The organism is Achromobacter sp. ISS7, assembly GCF_056523125.1.
The window spans coordinates 5,995,517-6,008,639 of record NZ_JAWRZD010000001.1 but is presented as its reverse complement, the minus strand read 5'-3'; the positions used below and the strand labels follow the sequence as shown (position 1 = coordinate 6,008,639).

General features: G+C 71.0%; 14 protein-coding genes. 10 read left to right on the top strand and 4 right to left on the bottom strand.

Features of this window, described 5'->3' with window-relative positions; genetic code table 11:
• Nucleotides 1-11: 11 nt before the first annotated feature.
• From murI to AC1HFW_RS27245, 3 genes are all read left to right on the top strand, one after another.
• Complete coding sequence (gene murI / locus AC1HFW_RS27255; RefSeq protein WP_479285865.1) at nucleotides 12-815, top strand: glutamate racemase; 804 nt, start codon at nucleotides 12-14, stop codon at nucleotides 813-815.
• Nucleotides 816-1,005: 190 nt separating this feature from the next.
• Entirely contained in the window at nucleotides 1,006-1,431 is a 426-nt protein-coding gene (locus AC1HFW_RS27250; protein ID WP_006390931.1) for a universal stress protein, read from the top strand.
• Nucleotides 1,432-1,441: 10 nt separating this feature from the next.
• Nucleotides 1,442-1,870 (top strand): universal stress protein, encoded by a 429-nt coding sequence (locus AC1HFW_RS27245; RefSeq protein WP_006390932.1) that lies wholly within the window; start codon nucleotides 1,442-1,444, stop codon nucleotides 1,868-1,870.
• Here AC1HFW_RS27245 and AC1HFW_RS27240 read toward each other — a convergent pair.
• From AC1HFW_RS27240 to AC1HFW_RS27230, 3 genes are read right to left on the bottom strand one after another with little or no spacing between them, the layout of a single operon-like run.
• Nucleotides 1,867-3,258 carry a sensor histidine kinase gene (locus tag AC1HFW_RS27240; RefSeq protein ID WP_006390933.1) on the bottom strand — a complete coding sequence of 464 codons (1,392 nt, stop codon included), beginning with the start codon at nucleotides 3,256-3,258 and terminating at the stop codon, nucleotides 1,867-1,869. The two genes, AC1HFW_RS27245 and AC1HFW_RS27240, sit on opposite strands and share 4 nt — an antisense overlap.
• Nucleotides 3,255-3,917, bottom strand: coding sequence for a response regulator transcription factor (locus AC1HFW_RS27235; RefSeq protein ID WP_479285864.1), 663 nt, complete (start codon nucleotides 3,915-3,917; stop codon nucleotides 3,255-3,257). Before AC1HFW_RS27235 ends, AC1HFW_RS27240 begins: the two co-directional genes overlap by 4 nt.
• Nucleotides 3,917-4,264, bottom strand: a complete 348-nt coding sequence (locus tag AC1HFW_RS27230) for a PepSY domain-containing protein (protein WP_006390935.1) — start codon at nucleotides 4,262-4,264, stop codon at nucleotides 3,917-3,919. Before AC1HFW_RS27230 ends, AC1HFW_RS27235 begins: the two co-directional genes overlap by 1 nt.
• Nucleotides 4,265-4,461: 197 nt before the next feature.
• Here AC1HFW_RS27230 and AC1HFW_RS27225 point away from each other — a divergent pair, with 197 nt between their 5' ends.
• The 7 genes from AC1HFW_RS27225 to AC1HFW_RS27195 all read left to right on the top strand — a co-directional run bounded on the left by AC1HFW_RS27225 (nucleotide 4,462) and on the right by AC1HFW_RS27195 (nucleotide 12,123).
• Nucleotides 4,462-4,818, top strand: coding sequence for a PepSY domain-containing protein (locus tag AC1HFW_RS27225; protein ID WP_479285862.1), 357 nt, complete (start codon nucleotides 4,462-4,464; stop codon nucleotides 4,816-4,818).
• 10 nt (nucleotides 4,819-4,828) lie between these two features.
• Complete coding sequence (locus tag AC1HFW_RS27220; RefSeq protein WP_479285860.1) at nucleotides 4,829-6,163, top strand: ferredoxin reductase family protein; 1,335 nt, start codon at nucleotides 4,829-4,831, stop codon at nucleotides 6,161-6,163.
• 69 nt (nucleotides 6,164-6,232) lie between these two features.
• Complete coding sequence (locus AC1HFW_RS27215; protein WP_479285858.1) at nucleotides 6,233-7,558, top strand: PQQ-dependent sugar dehydrogenase; 1,326 nt, start codon at nucleotides 6,233-6,235, stop codon at nucleotides 7,556-7,558.
• A gap of 209 nt (nucleotides 7,559-7,767) precedes the next feature.
• The gene (azu, locus tag AC1HFW_RS27210; RefSeq protein WP_006390939.1) at nucleotides 7,768-8,220 is read left to right on the top strand and encodes an azurin; all 453 of its coding nucleotides are present in this window, start codon (nucleotides 7,768-7,770) and stop codon (nucleotides 8,218-8,220) included.
• An 87-nt stretch (nucleotides 8,221-8,307) separates the two neighbouring features.
• A complete protein-coding gene (locus tag AC1HFW_RS27205) occupies nucleotides 8,308-9,012 on the top strand; it encodes an SDR family oxidoreductase (RefSeq protein ID WP_061073570.1) in 705 nt (234 codons plus the stop codon).
• 151 nt (nucleotides 9,013-9,163) lie between these two features.
• Nucleotides 9,164-10,726 carry a DUF1800 domain-containing protein gene (locus AC1HFW_RS27200; protein WP_479285856.1) on the top strand — a complete coding sequence of 521 codons (1,563 nt, stop codon included), beginning with the start codon at nucleotides 9,164-9,166 and terminating at the stop codon, nucleotides 10,724-10,726.
• A complete protein-coding gene (locus tag AC1HFW_RS27195) occupies nucleotides 10,723-12,123 on the top strand; it encodes a DUF1501 domain-containing protein (RefSeq protein WP_479285855.1) in 1,401 nt (466 codons plus the stop codon). Before AC1HFW_RS27200 ends, AC1HFW_RS27195 begins: the two co-directional genes overlap by 4 nt.
• Here AC1HFW_RS27195 and AC1HFW_RS27190 read toward each other — a convergent pair.
• Nucleotides 12,080-13,048, bottom strand: coding sequence for a Bug family tripartite tricarboxylate transporter substrate binding protein (locus AC1HFW_RS27190; protein WP_479285854.1), 969 nt, complete (start codon nucleotides 13,046-13,048; stop codon nucleotides 12,080-12,082). The two genes, AC1HFW_RS27195 and AC1HFW_RS27190, sit on opposite strands and share 44 nt — an antisense overlap.
• Between the last annotated feature and the right edge of the window lie 75 nt (nucleotides 13,049-13,123).

Here is a 13,123-nt window from a genome sequence, read left to right as displayed (position 1 = left end):
GCTGCTCACCCATGCATGCCCCCCACCCCATAGGCGTATACGACTCCGGCGTCGGCGGACTGAGCGTGCTGCGCGCCATCCGCGCAGCGCTGCCGCGGGAACACCTGCTGTACCTGGCGGATTCCGCCCATGTGCCCTACGGCGAGAAGACGCAGGAAACCGTGCAGCAGCGGGCGCTGGCCATCGCCGACTATTTCGTGTCGCGCCAGGCCAAGGCCATGGTGGTGGCCTGCAACACCGCCACCGCCGCCGCCATCGCGCTGCTGCGCGCCCGCCATCCGGACCTTGTCATCATCGGCGTGGAGCCGGCCATCAAGCCGGCCGCGCACCTGACGCGCAGCGGCGTGGTCGGCGTCTTCGCCACCACCGGCACGCTGGCCAGCCCCAAGTTCGCGGCGCTGGTGCAACGCGAGGCGCCCGAGATCCGCATCCTGTTCCGGCCGTGTCCCGAATGGGTGCTGCAGGTCGAGCGCGGCGAGATCGACGGCCCCGCCGCCGCCCGCGTGGTGGCGGCGCCGGTCAGCGAGCTGCTGGCGCAGGGCGCCGACGCGCTGGTGCTGGGCTGCACCCATTTCCCGTTCCTGCACGACGCGATCCAGGCCGCGGCGGGCGAGTCCGTGCCGCTGCTGGAAACCGGCGGCCCGGTGGCGCGCCGCCTGCGCCATCAATTGCAGGAACGCGGGCTGCTGGCGCCGGACGGCGCCGGCTCGGTGTCGCTGGAAACCACCGGCGACGCCTCCACGCTGGGCCGCATGGCCGCCCTGCTGCTGGGCCTGCCGGCCGAGGCGGCGCAGACGCCGGCGCGCTGGCGCTGACTCAGCCTGCGGGCCACCCCGCCAATGCGTCCCCGGCCCCTCTCCCGCGCAGGACGCACGCCGCTGCGCGCGCCCGATCCCGCTTCGTTTGATTCCGCGCATCCCGCCGCCGCCCAAGGCGCCGAATAATTTCGTACAGTGGAGACACTGCGGCCCTTCGCCGCGGCTCGCGGACAACAAGGAGACGTCGATGAAACGCATTCTGATCCCCGTGGATGGCTCGCGGCATGCGGTGCATGCGGTGCGGGCATTGCTCGCGGCGCGCGACTACGACCCGGTCGAACGGGTCGAACTGCTGACGGTGCAGATTCCGCTGCAGGCCGGCAAGATCGGCCGCGGCCTGTCACAGGCGGACATTGACGCCTACCACCAGGAAGAAGGCCAGGCCGCGCTGCGCGAAGCCAGCGCGCTGCTGGCCGAAGCCGGCGTGCCGTTCGGCCAGCGCGTCGAGACCGGCGCGACGGCGGACACCATCGTGCGCGTGGCCGGCGAGATCGACGCCGACGAGATCTTCATGGGCTCTCGCGGATTGGGATCGGTGGCCGCGCTGTTCATGGGCTCGGTTGCCACCAAGGTCCTGCACCTGACGGACCTGCCCGTCACCCTGGTCAAGTAAGGAGGCCGCCATGCTGCATATCCTCGTGCCGGTCGACGGCTCCGACAACGCCAACCGCGCCGTGCTGCACGCGCGCCAGCTGGCGCAGGGTGCGCGCGACGCGCGCATCCACCTGCTCAACATCCAGACGCCGCCGCAAGGCCGCGCCGGCCTGTCGCGGCTGGTCACCCAGGACATGATCGACGAATACTACGTGCGCGAAGGCCAGGAAGCCGCCGACGACGCGCGCAAGCTGCTCGACGTGACCGGCACCGACTACACCAGCCACGTCGAATTCGGCAATGCCGCGGTCGAGATCGCCAACTACGCGCAGCAGCATCAATGCGCGCGCATCGTCATGGGCACGCGCGGCCATGGCGCGCTGGCCGGCATGCTGATCGGCTCGGTCGCCAACCAGGTGGTGCAACTGGCGGAAGTGCCGGTGACGCTGGTGCGCTAGCGCGCACCCGTCGCGGTCGGCAACGCCGGCAGCGTCAGCGTCACGCGCAGTCCGCCCAGCGGCGCCTGCCCGGCGCTGACCTCGCCGCCATAGGTGCCGGCCAGGTCGCGCACGATGTCCAGGCCCAAGCCCGACCCGGGCCGCTGCTCGTCCATGCGCACGCCGCGCTCGAAGATGCGTTCGCGCTCGTCCTCGCCGATGCCGGGGCCGTCATCGTCGATCACGATCTGCAGGCGGTCCGGCGCCGACGCCCGCGCGCCGATGCGGACGCGATGCGTGGCCCATTTGCAGGCGTTGTCGAGCAGGTTGCCCACCATTTCCTGCAGGTCCTGCTCCTCGCCGCGGAATTCCAGGCCGTCGGCGAATTCCGCCATCTCCAGTTCCAGCCCGCGCGCCGCGTACAGGCGCTGCATGACCCGCAGCAGCGCCTGCACCGGAGCGCGCAAGGGCGTGCGCCCTCCGGCCGTGCCCGAGGCCGCCGCGGCCCGCGCCCGCGCCAGGTGATAGTCGATCTGGCGCTGCGCCATCGCCACCTGCTCGCGCGCCAGGCGGGCGAACGCGCCGTCCTCGCGCGCGGCCGCGTTGCCCAGGATGGTGAGCGGCGTCTTGACGGCGTGCGCCAGGTTGCCGGCCTGGGTGCGGGCGCGCTGCACGATGTCCGCGTTGACCGCCAGCACGCGGTTGAAGTCGTCCACCAGCGGCTGGATTTCGCTGGGAAAGCGGCCGTCGATGTGCAGGCTATTGCCGCCCTGCTGCGCGGCCAGCTGGCGCCGCAGCCGGCCCAGCGGCCGCAGCCCGACCGCCACCTGCACCACCGCCGCCGCCACCAGCCCGGCCGCCAGCGCGCCCAGCGACAACAGCAGCATGTGGTTGAAGCGTTCGATCGGTTCGGCCAGCACCGCGCGGTCGGCGGCCACGATCAGGCGCAACGTCACCGTGTCGGCGTCCTCGGGCTTGAGCAGGCGCGTCAGCGCGCTCAGGCGATGGTCCTGCGGACCGGCGATGTCATAGACGCCGTCGGCGCTGTCGGCCGCGGGCAGGGCCAGCACCTGGTCCCACAACGAGCGCGAACGCGCCACGCCGGCGGCCGCCACCCGGCCCTTGTCATCAAGGCGGTCGATCTGCCAGTACAGCCCCGACAGCGGCTGTTCCAGGCGCGGATCGCTCAGGGGCGACGCCACCGCCGGCCGTCCATCGGGCGCCACGCTGACCGCGGCGGTCAGCTGGTTCATGTGCAGCGCCAGTTCGGCCCGCAACTGTTCGGTGATGTGCTGGCGAAACAGGCTGCCCAGGCCCCAGCCGGCCAGCACGACGGTGACCGCGATCCAGGCCAGCGTGCCGGCCAGCAGGCGCCAGCGCAGCGAACCCGGCGCGCGCGGCGTGGTCATGAGGTACAGGCGAGCCGGTAGCCGAGCCCGCGCACGGTCTCGATGGCGTCGGGCGGCAGCTTCTTGCGCAGGCGGCCGATGAACACGTCGATGGTGTTGGAATCGCGGTCGTGGTCCTGCGCGTAGATATGCTCGATCAACTCGCCGCGCGAGACCACTTCGCCGGCGCGCTGCATCAGCACCGCCAGCACCTTGAATTCGTGGCTGGTCAGGTTCAGCGGCAGGCCGTCGACGGTGGCCTTGGCCAGCCGCGTGTCCAGCATCAGCGGACCACAGCGCCATTGCGCGCTGGCGTGGCTGCTGTGGCGGCGCAGCAGCGCGCGCACGCGGGCCAGCAGCTCTTCCATGTGGAAGGGCTTGGTGAGATAGTCGTCGGCGCCGGCGTCGATGCCGGCGACCTTCTCGTGCCAGTTGGCGCGCGCGGTCAGGATCAGCACCGGCATGCCGCGCCCGGCGGCGCGCCATTGCTTGAGCACGGTCAGGCCGTCCATCACCGGCAGCCCCAGGTCCAGCACCACCACGTCGTAGGTCTCGACCTCGCCCATGTAGTGGGCGCTGGCGCCGTCGGCGGCGGTGTCGACGGTGTAGCCCGCGTGGCGCAGGGCGTCGGCCAGTTGCGCGGCCAGGGTCGGTTCGTCTTCGACGACAAGCATGCGCATCAGTGTCGGTTCCGGAATTGGATGTCGCGGCCTTTCATGCCCAGCACGGTGCCGTCGCGCGCGTCGATCTTCAGCTTCACCAGGCTGCCGCCGGGCTGCAGCAGGCGGATCTCGTACAGGAACACGCCGTCGTCTTCCTCGAACTCGACCTTCACCACCTGGCCGGGAAAATCGCGCTCGACGATGTCCAGCACCGAACGCAGGGGCAGCACCTTGCCGGCCTGCAGCGCCTGGCGCGCCTGCTCGTGGTCGCTTTCATCGGCCACGCCCGCGCCCGGCCCGGCGGCCAGCGCCAGGACCAGCGCGCAGCCGGTCAGCCAGATTGCGATGCGCGAACGTGCGGCCATGGGGTTTCCGTGAGGGGAACGCAACCAGGGTAACCCGGCGCGCGGGGGAAAAACAGGGGAAGACAAGCGTCTCATTTATAGCGGATCAAACATGAACGGCGGGTGAACGGCGGCTTCAGAACGGGTTCATGCGCCCCCCCGAATAATGACGTCATGGCCGATCCACGGCCCGACTTCGACCCTCAGGAGAAAACCGCATGAACCCGATCCGCATGAACCCGATCCGCAAGACCCTGTCCGCCCTGGCCATCGGCGCCGCCACCCTCACCGGCGTCGCCGCGCTGGCGCAGACCGCGCCCCAGCCCGCCGCTGCGCCGGCCGCAACCGCACCGGCCGCCGCGGCTCCCGCCCAGGCCGCGCCCGCCGCGCAGATCCTGACCGTGCGCCAGATCTACGACACGCTGACCGCCGCGGGCTACCGCAACATCACCGAGATCGAGCTGGAGCATCACCGCGGCTACGACGTCAAGGCCGACAACCCGCAGGGCCAGCGCGTGAAGCTGCGCGTCGATGCGCAAAGCGGCGCCGTGTTGCGCAGCCGTATCAAGGACTGAGGCCGCCGCCATGAAAACCCGTTCCGCCCTGGGTCTCTTCCTGCTCGCGCTGACCGGCGCCTGGGCGGTCGACGCCCCCCTGCCGCAACCGGCGTCCGGGGCCGCCTGGCCCTGGGCGCTGCGCCAGCAGGCGCTGTACCTGACGGGCGTCTGGTCGATCGGACTGATGTCGCTGATCATGCTGCTGGCGTTGCGTCCGGCCTGGCTGGAAGGCCCGCTGGGCGGAATGGACAAGATCTACCGGCTGCACAAATGGGCCGGCATCCTGGCCATCGGCGCGGGCGCGGCGCATTGGCTGATCAAGCTGGCGAGCACGCCGCTGAAAGCGCTGGTGGGCATCGAAGGACGGCCCGCGCGCGACGCGGTGCTGGCCATGCTGGCGGATTCGCGCGGCCTGGCCAAGGATCTGGGCGAATGGACGATCTATGCCCTGCTGGCCATGCTGGTCATCACGCTGTGGCGGCGCTTTCCGTACCATGCGTGGCGCATCGTCCACCGCGCCATGCCGCTGGCCTTCCTGGTGCTGGCGTTTCACACGCTGGCGTTGGCGCCGGCCTATTACTGGACCGGCCCGACCGGTGCGCTGCTGCTGCCTTTGATGGCGGGCGGCGCCGCGGCCGCGCTGCTGTCGCTGGCCGGCCGCATCGGCCAAGGCCGGCGCGTCGCCGGCAAGGTCACCGGGCTGGTCCGGCGCCCCGGCGACATCCTCGAAGTCACCTGTGAACTCGGCCCGCGCTGGCCCGGCCACGCGGCAGGGCAGTTCGCCTTCGTCACCTTCGACCGGCGCGAAGGCGCACATCCGTTCACCATTGCGAGCGCGCCGCACGCCGGCCGCCACGACGTCACCTTCCAGATCAAGGCCCTGGGCGACTTTACCCGACGCCTGGCCGCCACGCTGCGCGAAGGCGCGCCGGTCACGGTCGAAGGCCCCTACGGCCGCTTCGAACGCCCGGCCGATCCCGCCGCCGGCCCGCAAGTGTGGGTCGCGGGCGGCATCGGCGTCACGCCGTTCCTGGCTTGGCTGGAAGCGGCCCGTGACGCGCCCGGCGACCGCCCGTCCGTATGGCTGCACTATTGTGTGCGCGACGCCGGCGCCGACCCGTTCGTCGAGGTGCTGCGGCAACGCTGCGAGGCACTGGACAACGTCACGCTGCAAGTGCACAGCGCGGCGCAGGGACAGCGATTGGAAGCCGCCTCCCTGGCACAGGGCGAAGTGGCTGCCGGCCGGGTCGCCGACGTCTGGTACTGTGGCCCGGCTGGCCTGGCGGCGGCGCTGCGCCAAGGACTGCGGCGCCTGGGCCGCGGCGGCGTCCACTGGCATCAGGAAGCCTTCGACATGCGCTAGGCAGTGGCGGAGCGGCCACCACCGCGTCGTATGATGAAGGCTTGCCCATCCCGCGACTGGAGCCGCGCCATGCGAATTCGATACGTATTGCCGGTGCTCGTCGTGGCCGCCGCCCTGGTGGCCGCCTGCGGCGAGGTCGCGCGCCTGCCGGTCGAGGCCGGCATGGGGCCGCGGCCCGAGCTGCCCGCGCCCAATCCCACGCTGATTCCCACGGTCAATACCGCCAAGGCGGTGGGCTGGGCCGACGCCGGCCTGCCAACCCCGGCCAGCGGCCTGGCGGTGACCGCCTACGCCCGCGGCCTGGACCACCCGCGCTGGCTCTATGTGCTGCCCAACGGCGACGTGCTGGTGGCCGAGAGCAACGCGCCGCCCAAGCCGCCCGAGGCGTCCGGCGGCATCAAGGACTGGGCCGCCGGCATCGTCATGAAGCGGGCCGGCGCGCGCACGCCCAGCGCCAACCGCATCACCTTGCTGCGCGGCTTGACGCCCGACGGCGCGGCGCAGACGCGCAGCGTGTTCCTGGAAGGCCTGAACTCGCCCTTCGGCATGGCGCTGGTCGGCGACCAGCTGTACGTCGCCAACGCCGATGCGGTGCTGCGGTTTCCCTACCAGGCGGGCCAGACCCGCATCGACGCGCCCGGCGTCAAGGTGACGGACCTGCCCGCCGGCCGCAACCATCACTGGACCAAGAACCTCATCGCCAGCGCCGACGGCGCCAAGCTCTATGCGTCGGTCGGCTCGAACAGCAACGTCGGCGAAAACGGCATGGCCGAAGAGGAAGGCCGGGCCGCCATCTGGGAAATCGATGTCGCCAGCGGCGCCAAGCGCCTGTACGCCACCGGCCTGCGCAATCCGGTGGGCATGGCCTGGGGACCGGACGGCAAGACGCTCTGGACCGCGGTGAACGAACGCGACGAACTGGGCAGCGACCTGGTGCCCGACTACATGACCTCGGTGCGCGACGGCGGCTTCTATGGCTGGCCCTACAGCTACTTCGGCCAGCACGTCGACACCCGGGTAAAGCCGCCGCGCCCCGACCTGGTGGCGCAGGCGATCGTGCCCGACTACGCGCTGGGGCCGCATACCGCCTCGCTGGGGCTGGCCTGGTCCGGCGGCGCCACGCTGTCGGCCCCCTTCACGCACGGCATGTTCGTCGGCCAGCACGGTTCCTGGAACCGCGACCCGCGCAGCGGCTACAAGGTGATCTTCGTGCCGTTCACCGACGCGCGCGCGGACGGCCAGGCGCGCGACGTGCTGACCGGGTTCCTGGATGACGCCGGCCAGGCGCGCGGCCGGCCGGTGGGCGTGGCGCTCGACACGCGGGGCGCCCTGCTGGTGGCCGACGATGTCGGCAACGTGATCTGGCGCGTCGCCGCCCAGGCCGGCACGCGCTGAGCGCGAGGCCGGCGACGGGACCACCGCCGGAGCGACCGGCCGGAACCGCGCCAGGGCAATTCGCTGGCGCCGGCTTGCGCTGCGTCAAACCCCTGGCGGGCAGCCTTGCGCCGCGAGGCGTAGACTGGAACGACAATACCGCAACGGCCGCGAGGCTCCGCCCGGCGGAGCGCGCGGTTCCTCTCCCCTCGATCCCTGGAGGCACGAACATGCTGTTGAAGAATCTCTGCGCCGCGACCGTCCTGGCCCTGGCCTCTGCCCCGGTGCTGGCCGCCGAATGCTCGGTGGATATCGCCGGCAACGACCAGATGCAGTTCGACAAGAAGGAAATCACGGTCAGCAAGAGCTGCAAGCAATTCACCGTGAACCTCAAGCATCCCGGCACGCTGGCCAAGAACGTCATGGGCCACAACTGGGTGCTGACCAAGCAGGCCGACATGCAGGGCGCCGTCAACGACGGCATGGCCGCCGGCCTGGACAACAACTACGTCAAGAAGGACGACGCCCGCGTCATCGCCCACACCAAGGTGATCGGCGGCGGCGAGACCGATTCGGTCACGTTCGACGTCAGCAAGCTGGCCGCCGGCCAGGACTACGCCTACTTCTGCTCGTTCCCCGGCCATTTCGCGCTGATGAAGGGCGTGCTCAAGCTGGTCGACTGATCGCCCCTGCCGGCCTCGCGGGATCTGCGCGGGGCCGCCGCGCCCGCCCCTACAATGGCCGTTTTCCGACACCCTGGGGAACGACGCATGAGCACGGATAAAGTGGCAATCATCACCGCCGGCGGCAGCGGCATGGGCGCGGCGGCGGCGCGCAAACTGGCGGCCGACGGCTACCGCGTGGCGATCCTGTCCTCGTCCGGCAAGGGCGAGGCGCTGGCCGCCGAACTGGGCGGCCTGGGCGTGACCGGCTCGAACCGCTCGCCCGAGGACCTGGCGCGGCTGGTGGACGCGACCCTGCAGCAGTGGGGCCGCGTCGACGCCGTGGTCAACAGCGCCGGCCACGGCCCCAAGGGCCCGCTGCTGGAAATCAGCGACGACGACTGGCACCTGGGCATGGAGTTCTACCTGCTCAACGTGGTGCGCATTGCGCGCCTGGTGGCGCCGGTCATGAAGCAGCAGAAATCCGGCGCCATCGTCAACATCTCGACCTACGCCACCTTCGAGCCGGAAGCGCTGTTCCCCACGTCCGGCGTGTTCCGCGCCGGCCTGGCCGCGTTCACCAAGGTATTCGCGGACGAATACGCCGAACACAACGTGCGCATGAACAACGTGCTGCCCGGCTTCATCGACAGCCTGCCGGAAAAGGAAGACCGGCGCGTTCGCATCCCGATGGGTCGCTATGGCACCGCCGAGGAAGTGGCCGACCTGATCGCCTTCCTGGCTTCCGACGCTTCGTCGTACATCACCGGGCAGAACATCCGCATCGACGGCGGCATCACCCGTTCGGTCTAGTCCACGCGGACCGGCCCGCCAGCGCGGGCCGACGCCCTTCTGTGGCGACGGCTCATTCAAATGGATTAGTCCCTCGTCCGAATGACGGTCTTGAAGCCCCCCCGGCGCTTCGGTACCGTAAGGGCTCGCATTCGATCCCGGGGCTGCCTGCATGTCCGCGTCGCCGTCCGAAGCGGCGCCGGCCGCTTCCTCCCCCCGCCCTCCCCCCACGCCCGGCCAGGCCTCGCGCTTCCTGGCGCAGGCCACCTTCGGCCCGACGCCGGCGCAGATCGACGCCGTGGTGCGCGAGGGCTACGCCCGCTGGCTCGACGCGCAACTGGCGCTGCCGCCCTCGCAAAGCCATTTCGACTGGCTGCTGCAGCAAGGCAAGAACACCGAGGCCTACAAGGGCAATGGCATCAACGCGCCGCTCGAATCGACGCTGTGGCGCAAGTTCATCAGCGCCGAAGACCAGGTGCGCACGCGCGTGGCGTTCGCGCTGTCGGAGATCTTCGTGGTCGGCGTGGCGTCGATCACCGCCAACTGGCCGCTGTTCGGCGCCGCCGGTTTCATGGACCTGCTGGCCGAGCATGCCTTCGGCAACTACCAGGACCTGCTCACCGCCGTCACCCGCAACCTGTCGATGGGCTGCATGCTGACCTATCGCGGCAACCGCAAGGAAGATCCGCGCACCGGCCGCCACCCCGACGAGAACTATGCGCGCGAGGTGATGCAGCTGTTCAGCATCGGCCTGGTCGAGTTGAACCGCGACGGCACGCCGCGGCTGGCGAACGGCGCCCCCGTGGAGACCTACGACAATGCCGACGTGCAGGGACTGGCCAAGGTCTTCACCGGCTGGGACCTGGACGGGCCGGAGACCGACGTGCAGTTCCACCGCCGTCCCATGGCGCTCAACCCGGCGCTGCATTCGCTGGCCGAAAAACGCTTCCTGGGCGCGGTGATCCCGCCGGGCACCGACGGCCATCTGTCATTGCGGCGCGCGATGGAAGTGATCAGCGCGCACCCCAACGTGGGGCCGTTCATCGGCACGCAGCTGATCCAGCGGCTGGTCACCAGCAACCCGAGTCCGGCCTATGTCGGGCGCGTGGCGGCCGCGTTCGACGACGACGGCCACGGCGCGCGCGGCAACCTCGAGGCGGTGGTGCGCGCCATCCTGCTGGACGACGAGGCGCGCCAGCCCGACCTGGCCGCGCCGGGCTGGGGCAAGGTGCGCGAACCCATCCTGCGTTTTTCCGGCTGGGCGCGCGCCTTCGGCGCCACCTCCACCAACGGCGCCTGGGCCATGCCCGACACCACCGACAACACCATCCGGCTGGCGCAGAGCCCGATGCGTTCGGCCAGCGTGTTCAACTTCTTCCGGCCGCGCTACACGCCGCCCGTCACCGAACTGGCGCGGCGCGGCCTGGTGGCGCCGGAATTGCAGATCACCGATGAGACCAGCATCGCCGGCTACCTGAACTTCGTGGCCATCTACGTCGATCGCGGCTGGGAAGACCTGCAGACCCCGTACACCGCCGAGATCGCCCTGGCCGCCGATGCCGACGCGCTGGTGGCACGGGTCGTGCTGCTGCTGGCGGGCGATGCCTTCAGCGCGGCCACGGCCCAGGCCATCGCGCAGGCCGTCGACACCCTGCCGCGCGAACGGCCGCGCGACCGCGTGCGCGCCGCCATCACGCTGGTGGCGGCCAGCCCCGAATACCTGGTGCAGAAATGAAGGCCGACCGCCGCGAATTCCTGCTGCGCGCCTGCGCCCTGGGGGCCACGCACGCCGCCGCGCCGCTGGCGCTGAACCTGGCGGCGCTGGGCGCGGCGGCGGCGCAATCCGCGCCACCCGGCGACTACAAGGCGCTGGTGTGCGTGTTCCTGTACGGCGGCAACGATCCGTTCAACACCCTGGTGCCGTTCGATGCGCCGGCCTACCGCGCCTATGCCGCGGCGCGCACCGACATCGCCTTGCGGCGCGACGCGCTGGCGGCCACCGCGCTGCGCGGCAAGGCACCCGCCGCCGACGGCGCCCAATTCGCGCTGGCCCCGGCCCTGGCGCCGCTGGCGCCGCTGTTCGAGCGCGGCGAGATGGCGGCGGTGCTGAACGTCGGCCCGCTGGTGGTGCCCACCAGCAAGGCGGAATACATCGGCGCGCGCGTGCCGCTGCCGCCCAAGCTGTTCTCGCACAACGACCAGCAGTCGTACTGGCAGGCGCTGGCGCCGGAAGGCGCCTCATCCGGCTGGGCCGGACGGCTGACGGACCTGTACGCCGACATCAACGCGCAGCGCAGCTTCACCGGCATAACCGCGGGCGGCAGCACCGTGCTGCTGGCGGGCCGCCACGTGGCCGGCTACCGGGTCGGCGTGAACGGCTCGACCCGCATCGAGCTGCTGACGCGCGACATGTACGGATCCGGCGCCTGCACCGCGCTGCTGCGCCAACTGATCACGCAACCGCGCGAGCACCTGATGGAACGCGAGATGTCGCGCATCGCGGCGCAGTCGATCGACGCCGATGCGCGGCTGCGGGCGGCGCTGTCGGGCGTGGCGGTGCCGGGCGATTTCGGCTCGCCGCTGGCACAGCAGCTGAAGATCGTGGCGCGCATCATCGCCGCGCGCCAGGCGCTGGGCGCGCGCCGCCAGGTGTTCTTCGTATCGCAGAACGGCTACGACAACCACACCGGCCTGAACGACACCCATCCCGCCCTGCTCAAGGAACTGGGCCAGGCGCTGGCCGTCTTCCAGGAGGCGCTGGCGGGCCTGGGCGTGGCGCGCCAGGTCACCACCTTCACCGCCTCGGAATTCGGCCGCACGCTGGGATCGAACGGCAACGGTTCGGACCATGGCTGGGGCGCGCATCATTTCGTGCTGGGCGGCGCCGTCGATGGCGGCCGCTACCTCGGCACGCATCCGGCCATCGCGCCGGATGGCCCGGGCTTCGTCGACAACGGCCGGCTGCTGCCGACGCTGGCGGTGGAGCAACTGGGCGCGGCGCTGGGCGGTTGGTTCGGCGCCAGCGCGGACGATCTGCGGCTGGTGTTTCCGAACCTGCGCCACTTCGACGCCGCGCCGCTGGCGCTGTTCACAGCGCCGCGTGGATCGTCGACGCCAGCCGCTTCCACTTGACGGCCTCTTCGCGCACGAACGCGGCAAGCTCGGCCGGCGTGCTGGTGCGCACCTCGGCGCCCTGGTCGTCGATCTTGCCGGCCACGGCCGGGTCGTTCAGCGCGCCATTGAGCGCGGTGTTCAGCCTGGCGACCACCTGCGGGTCGGCGTTGGCCGGCGCGAACACCGCGTACCACTGCGCCACGTCCACGCCCTGCACGCCCAGTTCGGCCAGGGTCGGCATGTCGGGCAGCACCTTGGCGCGGCGCGTGCCGGCCACGCCCAGCGCGCGGATCTTGCCCGACTTCAGGTGCGGATAGGCGCTGAACAGGCTGGGAAACATGACCTGGGTGACGCCGGCCAGCGTGTCCGTCATGGCGGGCGCCGAGCCCTTGTAGGGAATCTCCAGCATGGCCGCGCCGGTGGCGCGGTTGAACAGTTCGCCCGCCACCGCCGGCGCCGTGCCCGGGCCGGCCGAGGCGTAGCTCAGGCCGTCGGGATGGGCCTGGCCGTACTTGAGCAGGCCCGGCACGTCCTGCACGCCGATGCTGCTGGACACCACCATCAGCGTGGGCGAGTCGGCCACCATGCCGATCGCGGTGAAGTCGCGCACCGGATCGTAGTTGAGCTTCTGCAGCGCCGGGTTGATGCCGTGCGTGCCGATGTAGCCCAGCATCAGGGTGTAGCCGTCGGCCGGCTGGCGCGCCACGTAGTCGGCGGCGATGGCGCCCTGCGCGCCAGGCTTGTTGACCACGATGACGGTCTGGCCCAGCAGTTCGCCCATCTTCTGCCCGATCACGCGGGCCAGGGTGTCGTTGCCGCCGCCGGCGGCGGTGGGCACCACCATGGTGATCGCGCGCTCGGGGAATTCGGCGTGCGCGGCCGGGCTGCTCAGGGCCAGGCAAAGCGCGGCGGCGCACAGGGTGCTGCGGGTGGGAAAAGCCATGTCATGTCTCCTGATGGTTCTGTGGGCGGCCTCTGCGGACCGCTGTGTCTCGGGTCGGAAGCGGGTCGGCCCGCT

What these genes read in the sequence shown, in the direction of transcription:
- murI (WP_479285865.1), top strand. Translation starts at nt 12, where the DNA reads ATGCATGCCCCCCACCCCATAGGCGTATACGACTCCGGCGTCGGCGGA.
- AC1HFW_RS27250 (WP_006390931.1), top strand. Translation starts at nt 1,006, where the DNA reads ATGAAACGCATTCTGATCCCCGTGGATGGCTCGCGGCATGCGGTGCAT.
- AC1HFW_RS27245 (WP_006390932.1), top strand. Translation starts at nt 1,442, where the DNA reads ATGCTGCATATCCTCGTGCCGGTCGACGGCTCCGACAACGCCAACCGC.
- AC1HFW_RS27240 (WP_006390933.1), bottom strand. Translation starts at nt 3,258, where the DNA reads ATGACCACGCCGCGCGCGCCGGGTTCGCTGCGCTGGCGCCTGCTGGCC.
- AC1HFW_RS27235 (WP_479285864.1), bottom strand. Translation starts at nt 3,917, where the DNA reads ATGCGCATGCTTGTCGTCGAAGACGAACCGACCCTGGCCGCGCAACTG.
- AC1HFW_RS27230 (WP_006390935.1), bottom strand. Translation starts at nt 4,264, where the DNA reads ATGGCCGCACGTTCGCGCATCGCAATCTGGCTGACCGGCTGCGCGCTG.
- AC1HFW_RS27225 (WP_479285862.1), top strand. Translation starts at nt 4,462, where the DNA reads ATGAACCCGATCCGCATGAACCCGATCCGCAAGACCCTGTCCGCCCTG.
- AC1HFW_RS27220 (WP_479285860.1), top strand. Translation starts at nt 4,829, where the DNA reads ATGAAAACCCGTTCCGCCCTGGGTCTCTTCCTGCTCGCGCTGACCGGC.
- AC1HFW_RS27215 (WP_479285858.1), top strand. Translation starts at nt 6,233, where the DNA reads ATGCGAATTCGATACGTATTGCCGGTGCTCGTCGTGGCCGCCGCCCTG.
- azu (WP_006390939.1), top strand. Translation starts at nt 7,768, where the DNA reads ATGCTGTTGAAGAATCTCTGCGCCGCGACCGTCCTGGCCCTGGCCTCT.
- AC1HFW_RS27205 (WP_061073570.1), top strand. Translation starts at nt 8,308, where the DNA reads ATGAGCACGGATAAAGTGGCAATCATCACCGCCGGCGGCAGCGGCATG.
- AC1HFW_RS27200 (WP_479285856.1), top strand. Translation starts at nt 9,164, where the DNA reads ATGTCCGCGTCGCCGTCCGAAGCGGCGCCGGCCGCTTCCTCCCCCCGC.
- AC1HFW_RS27195 (WP_479285855.1), top strand. Translation starts at nt 10,723, where the DNA reads ATGAAGGCCGACCGCCGCGAATTCCTGCTGCGCGCCTGCGCCCTGGGG.
- AC1HFW_RS27190 (WP_479285854.1), bottom strand. Translation starts at nt 13,048, where the DNA reads ATGGCTTTTCCCACCCGCAGCACCCTGTGCGCCGCCGCGCTTTGCCTG.